The organism is Sphingomonas sp. DBB INV C78 (genome assembly GCF_042693015.1).
Lineage (GTDB): Bacteria > Pseudomonadota > Alphaproteobacteria > Sphingomonadales > Sphingomonadaceae > Sphingomonas_E.
In genome coordinates this window covers 4,066,888-4,085,103 of sequence record NZ_CP170544.1, presented here as the reverse complement: position 1 = coordinate 4,085,103, position 18,216 = coordinate 4,066,888, and the positions used below count along the sequence as shown (strand labels likewise).

Sequence of the window (18,216 nt, the reverse complement as noted above, 5' to 3'; positions counted from 1 at the left end):
GACTGATCTAGCGGACTTCGAGCGCCTCTCCCGGCTGAATGGCCGGGAGGAGGGCCAGCAACTCGGCCTTCTCGACCGCGACGCAGCCCTCGGTGGGCTGGGCGTCATTCCAGCAATGCAGGAAGATCGCGCTGCCCATGCCGGGCACGGGCGGCGCATCATTGTGGCCGAGGATGACGATCACGTCATAGAGGCCGTCTTCGCGCCACAGCCGTTCGGCCGAGGTGGCGCGGGGGTGGCAGATCGGCCGGTTGTAAGCGGGGTCGGCGGGATCGTCCGACCAGCCATCATTTTCGCGGATCCAGCGCCAGGGCAGCTTCAATCCTTCCGGCGGCGCGGCGCGGCCGGGGCGGAACAGCACCGCGCGCACCGGCCACCAGCCGATTGGCGTCATGCCGTCACCTTCGCGCTTGGCATCGGCCGGGCAGGTGCCCGATCGGCCGACCACGCATGGCAGGGCTCGGTCACCGATGGTGAGCGTGCGGGCGGACGCATCGACGCGGATCATAATTGGTGGCCCGTCCGGTCGCGCTTGGTATCGAGATAGGCGCGGTTGTGCGGATTGGCTTCCATGGCGTGGGCCACGCGCTCGACCACCGTCACCCCGGAGGCCTCCAGCCCCGCCACCTTGGCGGGATTGTTGGTGAGCAGGCGCACCTTGTCCTGCCCCAGCAGGGTCAGCATCCGCGCGGCGACGCCGAAATCGCGGGCATCAATATCGAAGCCCAGCCGCACATTGGCATCGACCGTATCATAGCCCTGATCCTGCAGGGCGTATGCGCGGAGCTTGTTGACGAGGCCGATGCCGCGCCCTTCCTGCCTCAGATAGAGCAGGATGCCCCACGCGGAATCCGCAATCTCGTGGAGCGCGGCATGAAGCTGCGGCCCGCAATCGCATTTGAGCGATCCCAGCACGTCGCCCGTCAGGCATTCGCTGTGGAGGCGGACCAACGGGGGCGTGCCATCGGGTGTGCCGATGATGAGCGCGACATGCTCGGCGGCGTCATCGGCATTGCGGAAGGCGACGATCTCGCTGTGCTCGGCTACCTCGACCGGCAGACGCGCGCGGGCGGCGATAACGAGGCGGACGGGTGCATCCTGATCGGCGATGGCGTCGGCGGACACCTCGACCTCGCCGGCGCCACCGTCGATCACGAAGAAGGCGGGCAGCAGGCCGGCCAGGCGGGCGAGCCGCAATGCGGCGGCCGCGGCTTCCGGCGACGCGGTAGAAACGGCGCGATAGGGGCCTTTCAGCGGCGTCGCGAGATCGAGCGCCGGATCGGCCAGCGCGACGGCGGCCGGAAGATCGAGCCAGGGTGCCCGTTCGATGCGAACCGCGGTGCCCGGCGTCGCGGCCGCGAGCTGGTTGGCGAGCTTGAGCGTCGCGGCGCGGCCGCTCGACAACAGGATGTCGGCGCGCGCCGCGGGATCGAAGGCAGCGAGGCGGCCGTCATCGGCGGTCTCGACCGCGAGCACCGCGATCGACCCTTGTGGAGACGAGATGCGCACCGGCCAGCCGCGCCGGAGCGCATCGAGCGCATGGGCCGCGGCGCGCAGATCGCTCAAAAGCTGAACTCCGTCACCAGCGGGATGTGATCCGACGGCTTGAGCCAACTGCGGCAGGGTTCGAGCACTTTGTGCGCGGTCGCTGCCGCTGCGACGCTGGGGCTCGCCCACATATGATCCAGCCGGCGGCCGCGGTCGTTGGCGGTCCAGTCCTTCGATCGGTAGCTCCACCAGGTGTAGAGCCGCTCGGGCGGGGGCACGAAATGACGGCCGAGATCCACCCAGTCATGGCTCTGCTGGAGTCGGGTGAGCGCCTCGACCTCGATCGGCGTATGGCTGACGACATCGAGGAGCTGCTTGTGGCTCCACACGTCGCATTCGAGCGGGGCGATGTTGAAATCGCCGACGATCAGCGTGGGCTCGGCCAACACCTCCGACCAGCGCGTCATCCGCTCGACGAAATCGAGCTTCTGGCCGAATTTGGGGTTGAGCGTGCGATCGGGAATGTCGCCGCCGGCGGGGACATAGACATTTTCCAGCCGGACGCCGTTGGGCAGGCGCACGCCGATATGGCGCGCCTCGCCATTATCCTGCCAATCGTGGCGGAGATCGGCGTCGAGCGGCACCTTGCTCAGGATCGCGACGCCGTGGTGCATCTGCTGGCCGTTCAGCACCTGATGGACATAGCCGAGCTTGCGGAACGGATCGCCCGGGAAGATGTCGTTCATCACCTTGGTTTCCTGCAGGCACAGGATGTCGGGTGCTTCCTCGGTCAGGAGGCGCGTGACGATATCCATGCGCGCGCGCACCGAATTGATGTTCCAGGAAGCGATCTTGAGCGTGTCGGCCATGGCCGCGGATGTAGCGAGGCCGATGCCGATACGCCAGACGGCGAAATCGCGGAGGTCGTTACTGGGGACGCCAAATCATGTAACCTATGGTCTTCGTTGGGTAACAGGGAGTTGTCGAATGAAGCAGCTTATCTCCGCCGTCAGCCTTGCCGGATTGCTTGCCGCGGCGGTGACGGGCGTGCCCGCGCAGGCCGCGGCGCCCAGCGATGTCCAGGACCTGGTGGGCGCCAAGGCATCATCCGGCGAAAGCGCGCTCGAATCCCGCGGTTACGTGCTCCAAAGCGGTTCCAAGAGCGATGACCGCAGCTACACCTATTGGTGGCATCCCACCAAGAAACAGTGCCTTTCGGTTGCCACTCGCGATGGCCGTTATGACAGCATCACGAAGACGCCCGCGCCCGATTGCGGGCAGAAGAGTGGCAGCAACAGCGATGGGACGGCCGCGGCGGTCGCAGTTGGCGCCGTGGCGCTGCTCGGCGTGCTGGCCTTGTCCCACAAGTCGCACGACCATGACGACAAGCAGCATTATTCCGACAGCCAGTCAGAGGCCGATTATGAGCGCGGCTATCGCGACGGCCTCTACCATCAGGATTATCATAATTATTCGCGCAGCGACCCCTATTCGAACGGCTATGCGGCGGGCGTCCAGCAGCGCAACCAGGAGACGAGCTATCGGCCCAACCAGTCGCGCGGCGGCTATGGGGCTTATGTGAACGTGTCCGACCTGGTGTATCAGGATTCGAGCTGGGCGACGGGCGAGCTTTCCAAGCGCGGCTTCCGCCAGGTCGATCGCGGCACCAATCCCGATGGTGGCCACACCGCTTATTACTGGAACGGCCATACCAACCAGTGCCTGTCGGTCGCGACGCGCAGCAGCAAGGTGACGGATGTCACCACGGTGCGCAAAAGCAACTGCAGCTAAAGGCTTTTCCCCAAAGGAATGGCCCCTGCTCCGGGGGCGTGGAGCAGGGGCCGACCTTGCGTTCGTCACGCTAAGGCGGGACATGGCATGATGCGCACGGGCAACAGGGGGAAATCCCGTGCGGCTTGCCATGGCCGCTTGATGGTTATTATCGCCTTGAAGCTGTCGCGGCGATGAATGGACAGCCAGAAAATCGTCAGCCTTTGGCGCCGCGCGGGCGCGGGTCGTTCCAACGGAACGCCTTGTCGCTGACCGCGACGTTGAAGGCCTGATTCGACAGCTGGATCGTCGAACGGTTGTTCTGCGCGTCGATCGTCGTCCAGCCGCGCAGCATCAGGCCGGCGGGCGCCGAGGCCGAGCGGGTGAAGGCGATGGTGATCGTGCCGAATTCGGGCCGCTTGGGATCATGCGCCTGGACGAGCAGCATGCGCGGATCGGTGACCGGCAGCACCTTGGCGAAACGCGACAGATCCTTTGACGGATCGAGCAGCACGGAGAGCGGCGAATTGCCGATCGGCCAGCGCGAGACCTGCCGCACCTGATAATCGATCATGGTCAGTGCCTTGCCGTCACCGACGATCAGCAGCGGCACGCCCTTCTGATATTCGAAGCGGATATGGCCCGGTCGCTTCATCGTCAGCGTGCCGTTGATCGTCTTGCCGTTACGGTCGGTCTGCGCGAAGGCCGCGGTCATCGTGCTGACCGCTTTCAGGTGCTGGGAAACCTGGGCCAGCGGGTCGGCAGCCTGGGCGGCCGCAGGCGGCGTCGCGCTGGTGGCGCCGATGATTGCCAGCGGCGCTGCGGCCAGCGCGAACAGGAAAGGGCGGATCATTCTGGTCTCCGAAAGAATCATGGCGCACAACTGCCTTACCGGCGTTGAATGCCCTGTGAACCGGTCGGTTCCGTAATGTTCAGCCTCAGCCCAGGCGTCGGCCGAAATCGGGCAGGTCGCCAATCTCCAGCAGCACTTCGCGGCGGCCGACATGATCGGGCGACGAGATGACGCCGTCTTTCTCCATCCGTTCGATCAGCCTTGCGGCGGAGTTGTAGCCGACGCGGAGCTGGCGCTGGAGCCAACTGGTCGAGGCCTTGCGATTCTCGACGACGAGCTGGACGGCGCGGCGATAATCCTTGGTTTCGGGATCGTCGGGGCCGGTCGGCGCACCTTCGAGCTCGTAGGATTCGAGCGGTTCTTCGGTGACGGCGTTGATATATTCGGGCGTGCCTTGCGCCTTCCAGTGATCGGCGACCGCCCGCACCTCGTCATCTGACACGAACGGGCCGTGGACGCGGGCGATCTGCTTACCCCCGGGCATGAACAGCATGTCGCCCTTGCCGAGCAATTGTTCGGCGCCCTGTTCGCCGAGGATGGTACGAGAGTCGATCTTGGAGGTGACCTGGAAGCTGATCCGCGTCGGCAGGTTCGCCTTGATGACGCCGGTGATGACGTCGACCGAGGGGCGTTGCGTCGCCATGATCAGGTGGATGCCGGCGGCGCGCGCCTTCTGGGCGAGGCGCTGGATGAGGAATTCCACCTCCTTGCCGGCGGTCATCATCAGATCGGCGAGTTCGTCGACGATGACGACGATCTGGGGAAGGATCTCGAACTCGAGCTTCTCTTCCTCGTAGATCGGCTGGCCGGTTTCGGCGTCGTAACCGGTCTGGACGCGGCGGGTGAGCGGCTTGTTTTTCGCGCGCGCGGTCCGGACGAGATCGTTGAAACTCGCCAGACTGCGGACGCCGACGGACGCCATCATGCGATAGCGGTCCTCCATCTGCTCGACCGCCCATTTGAGCGCGCGGACCGCCTTCTGCGGCTCGGTGACGACGGGCGAGAGGAGATGGGGAATATCGTCATAGACGCTGAGCTCCAGCATCTTGGGATCGATCATGATCATCCGGCACTGATCCGGCGTCAGCCGGTAGAGCAAGGACACGATCATGCAGTTGAGGCCCACCGACTTACCCGAACCGGTGGTGCCGGCGACGAGCAGATGGGGCATGGGCGCGAGATCATGGATGACGGGATCGCCGGCGATATTCTTGCCGAGCACGAGCGGCAGCGCGCCGCCCTGGCTTTCGAAGGCGGCGCTGTCGATCAGTTCACGCAACACGACCGACTCGCGGACCTTGTTGGGCAGCTCGATGCCGATGACGGTGCGGCCGGGGATGGTGGCGACGCGCGCCGATAGCGCGGACATGTTGCGGGCGATATCGTCGGCGAGCTGGATGACCCGGCTGGCCTTGATGCCCGATGCCGGTTCCAGTTCGTACATGGTGACGACGGGGCCGGGGCGGACCTCGACGATGCGGCCCTTGACGTGGAAATCGTCGAGCACGGTTTCGAGCAGGCGGGCGTTGCGTTCCAGACCGGTACGGTCGATCGACGGCGCGGCGGACGCCGGCGGCTCCGCGAGCAGGCTGAGCGGCGGCAGCACATAGGTGTCGCCGAGCGGAAGCTGCTGCTGGTTGGTGCCCTTGCGGACTTCCTTGGGCTGCGGCGGCCGGCGTTCGGGTTCCTTGATCGTCGGTCCCGGCAGATCCTCCTCATCGGGGAGCGTCTCGATGCGGGCACGCGGCGCCGGGGCGGCTTCACGGATCTTTGCGGGCGCCTTCGTCGGCCGGATGCCGCGCGACGGGGTTTCCCCATCATCGTCACGTTCGCGACGACGGAACAGCCACTCGCGCTCGCCGGCCTCCAGCCCCAGCCCCCAGATCCAGATGGTGAGGCCGCCCGCGCCGAACAGCAGAATGCAGGCGACGCGGAGTCCCGCCACCCACATCGGATCGCGGACCAGCGCTACCAGCGAATCCACGCCGCGTGCCGCGACCAGCCCGACAACGCCGCCCCAGCCGGCGGGAAGGCCGGCCACCGATCCCCCGCGCAGCAGCGACAAGGCGATGCCGAGCAGCAGCAGCCCGATCACGCACACGCCCAGCGACCGCTTCCACTTGCCGATCGTCGCGCCGCGCCACAGCCGCAGCCCGGCGATGATGCCGATCGGCAGCAGCAAGGCGGCGGGCGGGCCGAGCAGGCTGAGCAGCAGATCGGCCACCCAGGCACCGGGCGTGCCCAATATGTTGCGAACATCGCCACCGGCGGCTGTGTTGAGCGCGGCATCGGTCGGCTGGTAGCTCGCCAGTGCAAAGGCGAGCATCAGCATCAGCGCGAGCAGGCCCAGCGCCGCGCCCATCGATCCGCTGCGTTGCGCGACGCGTCGCGCCGTTTCCCGCCACACAGGTTGTTCCGTTGCCATGCTGCTGTCCGCCATTGCCGCCCCCGCCGACCAAGCCCCGTCCGGCGTGCCTGAAATGTTCCGATGGCAACAATGCGCCCGGCAGGGAGTCCCGGTCAAGCGCGGCGGGCGCAACTCGTCGACACTGGTGGCGCAGGCCGTCGACAGCCGCTAACAGGCAGACATGGAAAGCGCGGACTTCAACAGCGACGTCATCATTCTGGGCGGTGGCCTTGTCGGGCTGACCTTGGCCATCGCGCTCAACGCGCACGGGCTCAGTTCGACGGTGATCGACCCGGCGGATCCGCAAGCCATGCTGGCGACGAGTTTTGACGGCCGTGCGTCGGCGGTGGCGAGCGCGCCGTGGCGGATGCTGCAGACGATCGGCGTCGGCACGCGGCTGGAAGGCAAGGGCTGTCCGATCGAAACGATCCGCGTCACCGACGGGCTGACGCCGGAAGCGCTGCTGTTCGAGCCGGGCGAGGATGATGGTGCGGTCGGCATCATGTTCGAAAACCGGCTGCTTCGCACGGCGCTGCGCGAAACCGCGCTGGCGGCCTCCGGGATCAATCTGCTGATGCCGGCGCGGCCGGCCGAGGTGACGCGCGATGCGACGGCTGCGCGCGTGACGCTCGCCGATGGCCGCACGGTGCGTGCGCCGCTGCTGATCGGCGCCGAAGGCCGGCGATCGCCGACGCGCGACGCGGCGGGCATCCGCATCGCCCATTGGCGCTATCATCACGCGGCGATCATCGGATCGGTGAATCATGAACGCCCACATCGCGGCGTCGCGCACGAAATCTTCTACCCGCAAGGCCCCTTCGCGATCCTGCCGCTGGTCGATGATGCGGAGGGTCGCCATCGTTCCGCGATCGTCTGGACGGTGGCCGAAGGCGACGCGGCAGCGATGCTCGGCCTCGGTCCGCGCGCCTTTGCGGCGGAAGCGGAGAAGAAGATGGGCGGGCTGCTCGGCAAGCTGGAACTCTGCTCGGCGCTGTCAAGTTACCCGCTCGGTTTCCATCATGCGGCGAACATTACCGGCCAGCGGCTGGCGCTGGTGGGCGATGCGGCGCACGGCATCCACCCGATCGCGGGCCAGGGCCTTAACCTCGGCTTCCGCGACGTCGCGGCGCTAACCGAAGTGCTGGTGGAAGGCGCGCGACTGGGACTGGACCTCGGCGATGCGCAATTGCTGGCGCGCTACGAACGCTGGCGCGCGCTTGATACCTTCATGGTCGCGGCTGCCACCGACAGCCTGACCCGGCTGTTCGGTCTGCGCGGTCGCACCGCTTCGGCGGTCCGCCGCTTCGGGCTGGGCGCGGTCGAGCGGATCGGCCCCTTGAAGCGCCGCTTCATGGCGGAGGCCCGCGGCGAGACCGGCAAGCTGCCGAAGCTGTTGCAGGGTCTCCACGCCTGATTCATCCTGATACTGTTCGATCCGAGCGCTACCCGCTATGCGCGGGGCGAGACCCCATGGAAGTTTCCCCAATGTCCGTTTCCGCCGCCGGCCCACGCCTGTCGATGATCGTGCCCGTCAAGGATGAGGAGGCCGCGATCGGCCCCTTCGTGGCGCGCATCACCCCCGTGCTTGATGCCCTGCGCGAGCCGGACGGCGCGCCGCTGATCTGGGAGATCTTGTTCGTCGACGACGGCAGTGACGATGCCACGCTGGCCGCGATCTGGACGGCGCACCACGCCGATCCCCGCATCCGTGCGCTTTCGCTGTCGCGCAACTTCGGCAAGGAGGCCGCGCTGTCCGCGGGTCTGGACAATGTTCGCGGCGATGCCGTCGTGCCGATCGATGTCGACCTGCAGGATCCGCCCGAAGTGATCGGCCAGATGCTCGATCGCTGGCGGGAAGGCTTCGAGGTGGTCTACGGCGTCCGTCGCGATCGGCAGACGGATTCGCTGCCCAAGCGGATGACCGCGGAATTCTATTATCGCGCGCATAACTGGCTCTCGTCGGACAAGATCCCCGAGCATGCCGGCGATTTCCGCCTGCTCGACCGCAAGGTGGTCGAGGTCATCAAGGTGATGCCGGAGCGCAACCGCTTCATGAAGGGACTGTTTGCGTGGTCGGGCTTCCGCCAGGCGGCGGTCGAATATGATCGAGCCGAGCGCGCCGTCGGCACTACCAAGTTCAATTACTGGAAGCTGTGGACGCTGGCGATCGACGGGATTACGTCCGCATCCACGGTGCCGCTCCGCGTGTGGAGCTATCTGGGCAGCCTGATCGCCTTGTTCGCACTCATCTATGCCGGCTATGTGTTCGTGCGCACGGTGCTCTACGGCGCGGATGTCGCTGGCTATCCCTCGCTCATGGTGGCCACCCTGTTCCTGGGCGGCGTGCAATTGATATCGCTTGGCGTGCTCGGTGAATATGTCGGGCGCATCCTCGTCGAGGTGAAGCACCGGCCGATCTATGTGGTCCGTGAGCGTATCGGGGGTGAAGACTGATGGACCGGGCGATTTACGACCGGATGGCCGAGATCGACGGAGCCCACTGGTGGTTCGTCGCCCGGCGCCGCATCATCGCGGCGCTGATCGAGCAGCAGGCCCGGCCGAAGCCTGGCGCGCGCATTCTGGAGGTGGGGTGCGGCACGGGATCGAATATCAGGATGCTGCAGCATTATGGCACCGTCGACGCGATCGAGCCGGACGATCAGGCCCGCGCGCTGACAACCGAGCGGACCGGTGTCGCGGTCAAGGGCGGGCTGCTGCCCGATGGCGTCGCGCTGGAAGACGGCGCCTATGACCTGATCGTGCTGCTTGATGTGCTCGAACATATCCCCGGCGATCGCGAGGCGCTGGCCTCGCTCGTCGCCAAGCTCAAGCCTGGCGGTAAGATCCTCGTCACCGTGCCGGCTTCGCCCTGGATGTGGAGTTCGCACGATGTCGCCCATCATCATCAGCGCCGCTACACCATGGCCGAGGTGAAGAAAGTATTCGCCGACAGCGGACTTAAGGTGACACATGCCACCCATTTCAACACTGTGCTTTTCCCGCTCATCGCGGCGGCACGCGGGCTAGGCAAATTGTTGGGCCGCGAAGGCGGGGATGACGCCATGCCGCCAAAGCCGGTTAATGGCCTGCTCGGCACGCTGTTTGGCTTCGAGCGGCACGTGGTTGGCCGGCACAGCCTGCCTTTCGGCGTTTCGATCGGCTTGGTGGCCGAACCCTCTCGCTGACCATCACGCCAGCCGGGGGTATTTTCATTCGGAATCGTCACGCGGCCGGTTCGGGGTTTCCCCCGATTGCGGCGGGCCGGTCTGCTCCGGAATAGTTCCAACCGTGCGCGTGAATGCGCAACATGGAAGGAACAGCGAACATGCGGAAGATGAGCCTGATCGCGCTGAGCGTGTTGATCATGGTCCCCGCCCAGGCGCAGGAAACGCCGCCGCCAACCGATGTGGCGGCGTCTGCTCCTGAGCCGGCGTCGGCGCCGCCGATGAAGGGTGACGCACGCGATATCGCCACACAGGTCTGCATGCAGGAGGCTTCGAACCGCAAGGTCGAGCTGGGCGCGACCGCGATCACGCTGCGCGAGGTGAAGGACACCGACAAGAAGAGTGATGGCGTTGCCGGCGTCACCGCGGAGGTCAACGTCGTCAAGACGGACTCCAAGGGCAATGTGAAGACCAGCAAGAAGAAATTCCAATGCTCGACGCGCAACGGCGTGCTGACCAAGTTCAAATGGAGTTGACGATCGCGTCACGGGTCGCCGCATTTCGATTTTGAAGCCGGGATCGGCTGCGTCTTTGCGTATTGTAAGCCGCTCGGCGACGGCCTAATCCGCCCCTCACGGAATAGCATCGGGGAGTGAGGATATGCGGCGGCTCGAAGGCAAGGTGGCGATCGTGACGGGCGGCTCCCGCGGGATCGGCGAAGGGATCGTCCGCCGCTTCGTGGAGGAAGGCGCGCGGGTAGTCATCGCTGACGTGCTCGACGACGCAGGCCAGGCGCTCGCAGCCGAGCTTAGGGATGTTGCCGCCTACGAACATTTGGACGTCACCAAGCGGGCCGACTGGGACCGCGTGATCGCCGCCACTGAAGCGCGCTTCGGCAGGATCGACAGCCTGGTCAACAATGCCGGCATCATCATCTTCAAGGCGCTCGACGATCTCAGCGAAGACGAGATGCGCAAGATCATCGAGGTCAATCTGATCGGTACGATGATCGGCACCCAGGCGATCATCCCTGCGATCGAACGCGCCGGTGGCGGCACGATCATCAATATGAGCTCGGCCGACGGCATCTCGGCCGCGAACGGCCTCAGCCCCTATTGCGCATCCAAGTTCGGCGTGCGCGGCTTCAGCCAGTCGGCGGCGCTAGAACTCGGCCACCGCGGCATCCGCGTCAACACCATCCACCCCGGCGGCATCTACACGCCGCTCGCCAATCAGGCCGGGGTGACGCGCGAACAGTTCGATCAGGGCTTCAAGGTCTACCCGGCCCAGCGCGCTGGCGATCCGGCCGATATCGGCGCGGCGGCCGCGTTCCTGGCGTCGGACGATGCCCGCTATTGCATCGGCACCGAATTGTCGGTCGATGGCGGTCTCAATGCCGGCCATTATTACATGGCCGTTCCGGGTGCGCCCAAGCTGGGCTGAGGTAGGGAAGGGCTGGAGCGGGTAGCGGGGATCGAACCCGCATCACAAGCTTGGAAGGCTAGTGCTCTACCATTGAGCTATACCCGCAGCGCTTCAGCGGCTGTGCCCCTGCCATCATCGGGGGCAGGTCGTCAACATCGATGCACTCGACATGATCCGGTGGCCGGCCGGTCACCGGCGGCGGGAAGGTCAGGGATAGGCGCCCATCATGATGTTCTTGGCGATTTCGCGGCTGGCCTCGGTGCTTTGCGCGGAAAAGCCCGAGATGATCGAGATGATCATATCCTTGTCTTCGACACACCACAGCAGGATCTGATTTTCGCCGTCCCTGAAAACCACGGTATTCTCGGTCGAATATTGGATGCCGTATTGGGAGTCCTTCAGCTGCTTCGACATCTGCGTCACGCATTGCGCGGCGCTCGCTTCGGCCGGCAGGGGATTGTACCAGGCCGTGCTTTGCACCGTCGCGATCTTCGCATTGGCGGCCGCGAGCCTGGCTTTGAGCGGCGCATTGTCGGGCACCGAATCCGGAATGATGGATGGCGGGGACGGCTCCATCTGATTAGCGATCACTTGCGGGGGATCGGGAATCTCGGTCGGCTTCTTCAGCCCGGCCTGATAGCCGCCGAAAGCTGCGACCGCCGCCACGGCCACGGCGGCAACGCCCTTTACGATCTCGACGCCAATCTCACTGGCCATAAGCGCCCCCGGCTCTGGCAACTGAAGAAGCGATCATGCCCGAATTGTTGAGGGCTGCCTAGATTTTCGATGAATTCTAACGGCCTCGCCTGGTCGGCGCGTGAAAATCGGGCGGCCTGTCGGCGATCCAGGCTAGAAACCGGGCGATGGCAGGATGGGGCGTCAGCGCTGCGGCCTCACCGGGCAGCCGGGCCAGTTCCGCGTTGGAGAAGGTGGCATGGATCGTGCGGTGGCAGATCGGGTGGAGCGCGACCGTCATCCGCCCGCCGCGGCTCTTGGGCAGCGGATGGTGCCATTCGATGCGATGACCGAGCGGGCGGCCGCACAACCAGCAGCGTTGGCCGGCCGTCGCATCGGGGTGGTTCAGTCGCTCCGAAGCCAGTGGTTCACCTTTGCCGTTGCCAAGCCCCGTTCGGGAGCCTGATCGTTACAGATGCGTTGATCGGCGGCAACGCAGGAGAAAGTGATGCTGGAAATCCTTCCCTCGCCGGAAAATGTCGCGGCCTACAAGCTTTCGGGCATTGTCGACGCCGACGATTATGACCGGCTGATCGCCGATCTGGAGGAGCGGCTGAAGGGCCGCGAGAAATGGGGCGTGCTGGCGGACCTCTCCGAATTCAAGGACATTACCTTGCAGGCCGCCGGCAAGGATCTGCGCTACGGCCTGTCCAAATTATTCCAACTCAGCCGCTTTCCGCGTGAGGCGGTTATCACCGACAAGCAGTGGATCCGCACGCTCTCCAAGGTAGCGAGCCCATTCATCCCGTTCATGGAAATTCGCTGCTTCGATCCGGGCGAGCAGGACAAGGCGATGGAGTGGGTGGCGGGCGTAAGCTGACCTTGCGTTCGCGCTTGCCCAACTTGCGTCCGCCACGGCACAAGCGGGCCGGGAGGATCGCATGCTGCCAACACCGCTCAACCCAAGGGAACAGGCCGCATATTGCGCGCGGATCGGGATCGACGCGCTGCCGGCGGATGGCGCAGGGCTGGCCGCAATCCAGAGGGCGCAGCGGCTGGCGATCCCATTCGAGAATCTCGACATCATTCTCGGCCGCGGCATCAGCGTCGATCCCGATCGGGTGTTCGCCAAGCTCGTCGGGGACCGGCGCGGCGGTTATTGCTTCGAGCAGAACCAGCTTTTCCTGCGCGCGCTGCTGGCCGCGGGCTTCTCCGCCCGCCCGTTGCTGGCGCGCGTATGGCTGATGGCGGGGGACGAGATGCCACCCAAGACGCACACGCTGAACCTGGTGACGCTGGATGGCACGCTGTGGATCGCGGATGCAGGTTTCGGCGGCCTCTTCACCCCGCCTTTGCCGCTGGTGGATGGCGCCGAAAGCGTGACGCCCGACGGCGCGCGCCATCGCCTCATCGCGCGCGATAAGGCCGGGGAGGGGGTGTGGATGTTGCAGAGGGATGCCGGCGAAGGCTGGGCCGATCAATATAGCTTCACGCTCCAGCCGGTCTTTCCGGGCGATCTGGCGATGGGCAATCACTGGACGGCGACTGCGCCGGCCACGCGCTTTACGACCCTGCGCATCGCCAGCCTGGTGACACAAGGCGGGCTGATCGCGCTCACCGACCGCAGCTTCACCGAGCGAGAGGACGGCCAGACGCGTGCGCATGAGATCGCGGATGCGGAAAACTATCGCCGCGTGCTGGACGAACGGTTCGGGCTTATGCTGGATGCGCGCGAGGTTGCAGCACTTGGCCTGTTCTGAACGGATGCCCGCGCGATGATGCGTCGGCTGCTGGGGCTTGGCGCGGCCGGCGTGCTGGCTGCGCTGGTGGCGATCGGCTGTTCGCCGGTCGGCACCTTCAACGCGCTGGTACCCAAGGATGGCGGTGTCGCGCAGCTTGCGAGCGCGATTCCCTATGGCGAGGGCCCGCGCCGCAAGCTCGACATCTATGCGCCAAAGGCGGTGGCGAAGGAGCCGCGGCCCGTAATCGTCTTTTTCTATGGCGGATCGTGGAATTCGGGGACGCGGCGATCCTATGGCTTCGCCGCGCGCGCGCTCGCGGCGCAGGGCTTCGTCGTCGTCGTGCCCGATTATCGGCTGGTGCCTGAAGTGCTGTTTCCCGGCTTTCTGGAGGATGGCGCCGCGGCGGTGCGCTGGGTGCGGGCCAATGCCGGCCGTTATGGTGGGGATGGCGAGCGCATCCTGCTCGTCGGCCATTCGGCGGGGGCTTATAATGCGGCGATGCTGGCGCTCGATCCGCGCTGGCTGGGCAGCGACCGCGCGGCGATCCGCGGCTTTGCCGGGCTGGCTGGCCCCTATGACTTCGCGCCGTTCGATACGCCGGTTTCGATCGCGACCTTCGGCAAATGGCCCGATGCGGCGGACACCCAGCCGATCCATTTCGTCGATGCCGGCGATCCGGCCGCCTTGCTGCTCCATGGCGGCGATGACGAGACGGTGCGGCCGAGCAATTCGACCTCGCTGGCGGCGGCGCTTACCACGGCTGGGGTGCCGGTCGAGATCAAACTCTATCCCGGCATCGGCCATGTCGGCATCGCCGCTGCCATTGCTCGGCCGTTTCGGGGAAAGGCTCCGACGCTGGCGGACGTGACGGCTTTTGCGAGGAAGGTGACGGCGGGCGCTACCGATAAGCCCGCCCATCCTGGAGATTAAGCTACTCGACATCCACAACCGTCGCCCCAGCGGAGGCTGGGGCCCATGGCTCTCACCATTTTCGACGGGGTCTCTGGTCGACAGAGCCATGGATCCCAGCCTTCGCTGGGATGAGGGGAATTATGGCTCCGATTCTTGGGACGAACGGCGTGGTCGGGAGTCCTCAGTCCGTGATCTCACCGGTCACCACCGCCTCAACGTGATTGAGCGCGGCGAGGCCATCCCGCTGCAGTGCTGCGAGCGGCACGCGGTGGATGGTCACGGGCGGCGGCTCGCCCTCGGTCTTGATCAGGCGCAGGCTCCAGCCGCCATGGGCGTGGCCATAAGGATCGATCCAGTTGCCGTCGATGCCGGGATTCTCGTCGGCAATGACTAGGCGGATCGAGCCGTCGGCTTCATAGGTGGCGGTATATTTCTGCACATAGCCCTGGCCGTCCTCGTAATTGTCGAGATTCTCCTGCCAGATGTTGCAGAGCTGGAAGATCCAGTAATCGCAGGGCGTCGGCGTGAAATGGAGGACGAGTGCTTCGTCCGCCTTCTTCTCCCAAGTGCCGAAGCCGTGATGGCGATCGGGTACGCCGCCATTGGAGAGATAGACCGCGCGGCTGAAGCGGACGCGATTGGGCCGCTTACCGAGATTGTCCTGCCACCAGCTCCGCACAAGCTCGGCATAAGCGAGGACGAGCTGGCCCGACTTGGCGAGGCCGTCGCTCATGTCGGCCGGGCGAATCGGGCGCGGTTCGGCACCGTCGATCCGTTCGATCCGCATCGTCGGCGCAACCGTCTTGCCGCGTTCATGATAGACGGTGCGGACCAGCAAGCCGACGCACTTGTCGGTGATCGGCAGCCAGGCCACGTCTCTTGCCGGTTTCGTTCGGCTGACGATCACCTCGAAATCGCCATTGGCGTCGAAGCGGATCGCGTCGCTCTGCAGGAAGCCGGTGGTGCGCAGGGTGGCGGGGTCGAACTCCGTCAGTCCCTCCGTTTCCCGCTTCGCCCAGTCGCGCTCGCCGATGTCGGCCGGCTGCTTGGCTTCCCACGCCGCCATCACGAAATAAGGGATGGTGCCGCGATTACCGGTGATCCGGTAATCGGTGGAGCCGTCGACGAATTCGGCGAGCAGATGGTCCTGATCGGGCGACTGGAAGTTGATCCCCTGCCGCCACGGCGCGTCGCGCAAGCGCGGGCGATCCTCCTCGCAATTCTCCATGAAGCGTTCGAAGCCGTTGCGCATCAGCCGCGTCATGAAGCGATACCATTCGGCGCGGTCCAGCGTATCGGCATCGTCGCCGAAACGGTTCACCATATGGCCGGCACGGCGCACGGTTTCGCAGAAATCGTCCCAGGCCTCGCCCGAAAGCAGGCGATCGGCGGCGGCTTCGGTCATGCCTTCTCTCCGGCCAGAAGCTCCCGCCGGACGGGGAAGCGATCATAATAGAATTGGAAGCGTTCGCGGAGTTGGCCGATATCGACGCCGAAATCGCCGGCGAGATCATAGACGACCTGGCCATGCTTGCCGCGGGGATTGGCGGCGAGGAATCCGTCGATGCTGGCCTCCGCCTCGGGCGTAAGCTCCAGATCGGCCATGGCATAGACCTTGGCGATCACCGCCTTCTGATCGGCCATATATTCGTGGAACAACACGTCCATCGACCGGCCGGCGGGCAATTTGTCGTGGTCGCGCACGCAGGCCTTGAGCAGCATCTCGATCCGGTCGATCCAGTAGGTCGCAAGCTCCTTGAGGTCGAGTGGCAGCGTGCGGCGGATGCGATCGCCATAGGCCAGCATGGTGATCGCCGACTGGATGACGGCGAGCGGATCGCGGTGGGTGACGATGATCGTCGCATCCGGATAGGTCGCCGTCAGCGGCCCAAAATTTTCCATATGCGGCGGCGACTTCATCACCCAGCGATTGGGCCCCTTGAGCCAGGTCATCGCCTTCAGCACGCGCTTGCCATAGGCATAATGCGGCGTCTGGTCGTGCCGGGCATAATAGTCCCGCCAGGCATAAGGCCGGCTCAGCCATTCGGGCAAATAGGATGAGAAATCCGCACCCTGCAGCTCGATATCCTCATGCACATGATCGGGCGCCATTTCATGCATCGCCGGCATCAGCGGCAGCACCTGTTCGAACTGACCCCACATCTCCCGCGTGCGGGTGAAGCGCGGATCTTCGCCAGGCACTATGGGAACGTCGTTGGGCGCCGTGATCGGCTCCATCGTTTCCCACAACGGCATCGATCGCAGCCGCGGATCGGCGGCGAGGATGTTGACGAGATGGGTGGTGCCCGATCGCGGCAGGCCGGCGATGATGATCGGCCGGTCGATCGCGACATCCGCGATCTCGGGATGGCGACGATAGAGATCCTCGACCCGCAGCCGGGTGGAGGCATAGCGGACGCAATCGCCGAACATGCCGGCCCGGCCGAGCGGGCCGAGGCCCTTGTCCGCATCGAAGCTGGCGAGCCAGATCGCGAGCCGCTCACGGAAATCGGGAACGCCGAAATCGGAAAGGCCGGTTGCCGCCGTGGCGGCGGCGAGGACGGCTTCCACATCCATCGTCACCGCCGGTGCATAGGCGGTGGCGCCCTTCTGCAGATCGGTCAGCTCGGGATCGGCGAGATCGGTGATGCGGATCGTGTTTGGTTCGCGCGTGATCGTATCAGTCATCGAAAGTCACCAGCACCTTGGCGGAAGCCTCCTTGTCCTGCGCCAGTTCAAAGGCGCGCATAAAATCGCCGAAGGGCAGGCGGTGGCTGATCATCGGTGCGACATCGACCCCGCTGTCGAGCGTCGCGATCACGTCGGGAAACTCGTCGGGATAGGCCATGGAGGTGATGATCGACATCTCCTTGCCCAGCGCCATCTGGAAGTTCACCGGCACCGGATCATGGTGGACGGCGACCACCACCATCGTCGCGTGGAACGGTGCCATGGCGATGATCGACTGGAGCGCCGGTGCGGCGCCCGTCACCTCGAACCACAGATTGGCGTGAACCACCGGCCAGCCGAACACGTCCCCTGCGCCGAATGCACGGCCGAGCGCCGCCTCGACATTCTCCGCCGCAGGATTGATCGTCACGGTCGCGCCAAGCTGGCGGGCGCGTTCCAGTCGCTGTTCGGTCATGTCGACGACGGCGACATCGGTGACGCCGCGCTGCTTGAGGAAGAGCAGGATGCCGAGCCCGATCGGCCCCGCGCCGAACAGGACGACCTTGTCGCCCGGCTTCGCGCCTGAGCGGTTGACGGCGTGGAGACCGACCGACAGCGGCTCGGCCAGCGCGGCGCGGTCGAAGCCCATATCGTCGGGGATCTTGTGGATGGCTCCGCCCACCGTGGCGTTGCGGACCAGCAGATAGGGCGCGAAGGCCCCTTCGGGAATGCCATTGCCGATGCCGTTGCCGTCCCCCATCGGATTGACGATCACGCGGTCGCCCGGAGCGATGCCGGTAACCTCGGCGCCGACCGTCTCGACCGTGCCGGCCAGTTCATGGCCGAGCCCGAACGGATCGATCGTGGGGGCTGCGACGCCGCCGGCATGGACGAAGGTGACGTCGCTGCCGCAGATGCCCGCGGTGGCGACACGGACGATGACATCTTTCAGCCCGGCGACCGGCGCCTCGACCTCGTCGATCCGGACGTCGTCCGGACCATGTACGCGCACCGCCTTCATCACCCTCTCCTCCGATTTCGGATCAGGATAGGCCGACGCCGGCGCCGGGGCGCGTCCTTTCACTTATGCGGAGCGGCACAGAGTTGCGC

Annotated in this window: 19 protein-coding genes and 1 tRNA gene; 9 read left to right on the top strand and 11 right to left on the bottom strand. The window is 65.5% G+C overall.

Annotation, left to right across the window (positions count from 1 at the left end):
• Positions 1–7 precede the first annotated feature (7 nt).
• The 3 genes from ACFB49_RS19365 to ACFB49_RS19355 are packed head-to-tail and all read right to left on the bottom strand — an operon-like array spanning position 8 to position 2,357.
• The gene (locus ACFB49_RS19365; RefSeq protein ID WP_380872961.1) at positions 8–508 is read right to left on the bottom strand and encodes a L,D-transpeptidase; all 501 of its coding nucleotides are present in this window, start codon (positions 506–508) and stop codon (positions 8–10) included.
• Positions 505–1,566, bottom strand: coding sequence for a GTP cyclohydrolase II (ribA, locus tag ACFB49_RS19360; protein ID WP_380872960.1), 1,062 nt, complete (start codon positions 1,564–1,566; stop codon positions 505–507). Before ribA ends, ACFB49_RS19365 begins: the two co-directional genes overlap by 4 nt.
• Complete coding sequence (locus ACFB49_RS19355) at positions 1,563–2,357, bottom strand: exodeoxyribonuclease III (protein ID WP_380872959.1); 795 nt, start codon at positions 2,355–2,357, stop codon at positions 1,563–1,565. Before ACFB49_RS19355 ends, ribA begins: the two co-directional genes overlap by 4 nt.
• Before the next feature lie 118 nt (positions 2,358–2,475).
• Here ACFB49_RS19355 and ACFB49_RS19350 point away from each other — a divergent pair, with 118 nt between their 5' ends.
• Entirely contained in the window at positions 2,476–3,279 is an 804-nt protein-coding gene (locus ACFB49_RS19350; RefSeq protein ID WP_380872958.1) for a hypothetical protein, read from the top strand.
• A 196-nt stretch (positions 3,280–3,475) separates the two neighbouring features.
• Here ACFB49_RS19350 and ACFB49_RS19345 read toward each other — a convergent pair whose 3' ends face one another.
• Both ACFB49_RS19345 and ACFB49_RS19340 read right to left on the bottom strand, forming a co-directional pair.
• On the bottom strand, positions 3,476–4,132 hold the full coding sequence (locus ACFB49_RS19345) for an outer membrane lipoprotein carrier protein LolA (RefSeq protein ID WP_380872957.1): 657 nt from the start codon (positions 4,130–4,132) through the stop codon (positions 3,476–3,478).
• A 64-nt stretch (positions 4,133–4,196) separates the two neighbouring features.
• Complete coding sequence (locus ACFB49_RS19340; RefSeq protein WP_380872955.1) at positions 4,197–6,536, bottom strand: DNA translocase FtsK 4TM domain-containing protein; 2,340 nt, start codon at positions 6,534–6,536, stop codon at positions 4,197–4,199.
• Positions 6,537–6,699: 163 nt separating this feature from the next.
• Between ACFB49_RS19340 and ACFB49_RS19335 the strand changes: the two genes are divergently transcribed.
• The 5 genes from ACFB49_RS19335 to ACFB49_RS19315 all read left to right on the top strand — a co-directional run bounded on the left by ACFB49_RS19335 (position 6,700) and on the right by ACFB49_RS19315 (position 11,125).
• Positions 6,700–7,932, top strand: a complete 1,233-nt coding sequence (locus ACFB49_RS19335) for an FAD-dependent monooxygenase (protein ID WP_380872954.1) — start codon at positions 6,700–6,702, stop codon at positions 7,930–7,932.
• 71 nt (positions 7,933–8,003) lie between these two features.
• On the top strand, positions 8,004–8,972 hold the full coding sequence (locus ACFB49_RS19330) for a glycosyltransferase family 2 protein (protein ID WP_380872953.1): 969 nt from the start codon (positions 8,004–8,006) through the stop codon (positions 8,970–8,972).
• Positions 8,972–9,703, top strand: coding sequence for a class I SAM-dependent methyltransferase (locus tag ACFB49_RS19325; RefSeq protein ID WP_380872952.1), 732 nt, complete (start codon positions 8,972–8,974; stop codon positions 9,701–9,703). The genes ACFB49_RS19330 and ACFB49_RS19325 overlap by 1 nt, the downstream gene beginning before the upstream one ends.
• 140 nt (positions 9,704–9,843) lie before the next feature.
• The gene (locus ACFB49_RS19320; RefSeq protein ID WP_380872951.1) at positions 9,844–10,218 is read left to right on the top strand and encodes a hypothetical protein; all 375 of its coding nucleotides are present in this window, start codon (positions 9,844–9,846) and stop codon (positions 10,216–10,218) included.
• Between the two features lie 124 nt (positions 10,219–10,342).
• Positions 10,343–11,125: an SDR family NAD(P)-dependent oxidoreductase gene (locus ACFB49_RS19315; protein ID WP_380872950.1), complete on the top strand. Its 783-nt coding sequence runs from the start codon at positions 10,343–10,345 to the stop codon at positions 11,123–11,125.
• A gap of 13 nt (positions 11,126–11,138) precedes the next feature.
• On the opposite strand, the gene ACFB49_RS19310 is transcribed toward ACFB49_RS19315, so the two are convergent.
• The 3 genes from ACFB49_RS19310 to ACFB49_RS19300 all read right to left on the bottom strand — a co-directional run bounded on the left by ACFB49_RS19310 (position 11,139) and on the right by ACFB49_RS19300 (position 12,191).
• Positions 11,139–11,212, bottom strand: a tRNA-Gly gene (locus ACFB49_RS19310).
• A gap of 102 nt (positions 11,213–11,314) precedes the next feature.
• Positions 11,315–11,824 (bottom strand): hypothetical protein, encoded by a 510-nt coding sequence (locus tag ACFB49_RS19305; RefSeq protein ID WP_380872949.1) that lies wholly within the window; start codon positions 11,822–11,824, stop codon positions 11,315–11,317.
• A gap of 76 nt (positions 11,825–11,900) precedes the next feature.
• Positions 11,901–12,191 carry an HNH endonuclease gene (locus tag ACFB49_RS19300; protein WP_380880040.1) on the bottom strand — a complete coding sequence of 97 codons (291 nt, stop codon included), beginning with the start codon at positions 12,189–12,191 and terminating at the stop codon, positions 11,901–11,903.
• Positions 12,192–12,290: 99 nt separating this feature from the next.
• Here ACFB49_RS19300 and ACFB49_RS19295 point away from each other — a divergent pair, with 99 nt between their 5' ends.
• The 3 genes from ACFB49_RS19295 (at position 12,291) to ACFB49_RS19285 (ending at position 14,454) form a co-directional block, all read left to right on the top strand.
• Positions 12,291–12,662, top strand: a complete 372-nt coding sequence (locus ACFB49_RS19295; protein ID WP_380872948.1) for an STAS/SEC14 domain-containing protein — start codon at positions 12,291–12,293, stop codon at positions 12,660–12,662.
• A 61-nt stretch (positions 12,663–12,723) separates the two neighbouring features.
• Positions 12,724–13,542 carry an arylamine N-acetyltransferase gene (locus ACFB49_RS19290; RefSeq protein ID WP_380872947.1) on the top strand — a complete coding sequence of 273 codons (819 nt, stop codon included), beginning with the start codon at positions 12,724–12,726 and terminating at the stop codon, positions 13,540–13,542.
• Between the two features lie 15 nt (positions 13,543–13,557).
• The gene (locus tag ACFB49_RS19285) at positions 13,558–14,454 is read left to right on the top strand and encodes an alpha/beta hydrolase (RefSeq protein WP_380872946.1); all 897 of its coding nucleotides are present in this window, start codon (positions 13,558–13,560) and stop codon (positions 14,452–14,454) included.
• A gap of 163 nt (positions 14,455–14,617) precedes the next feature.
• Here ACFB49_RS19285 and ACFB49_RS19280 read toward each other — a convergent pair whose 3' ends face one another.
• From ACFB49_RS19280 to ACFB49_RS19270, 3 genes are read right to left on the bottom strand one after another with little or no spacing between them, the layout of a single operon-like run.
• A complete protein-coding gene (locus ACFB49_RS19280) occupies positions 14,618–15,841 on the bottom strand; it encodes a DUF1214 domain-containing protein (protein ID WP_380872945.1) in 1,224 nt (407 codons plus the stop codon).
• Positions 15,838–17,124, bottom strand: a complete 1,287-nt coding sequence (locus tag ACFB49_RS19275; RefSeq protein ID WP_380872944.1) for a sulfotransferase family protein — start codon at positions 17,122–17,124, stop codon at positions 15,838–15,840. Before ACFB49_RS19275 ends, ACFB49_RS19280 begins: the two co-directional genes overlap by 4 nt.
• Positions 17,117–18,127 carry a zinc-binding dehydrogenase gene (locus tag ACFB49_RS19270; RefSeq protein WP_380872943.1) on the bottom strand — a complete coding sequence of 337 codons (1,011 nt, stop codon included), beginning with the start codon at positions 18,125–18,127 and terminating at the stop codon, positions 17,117–17,119. The genes ACFB49_RS19275 and ACFB49_RS19270 overlap by 8 nt, the downstream gene beginning before the upstream one ends.
• Between the last annotated feature and the right edge of the window lie 89 nt (positions 18,128–18,216).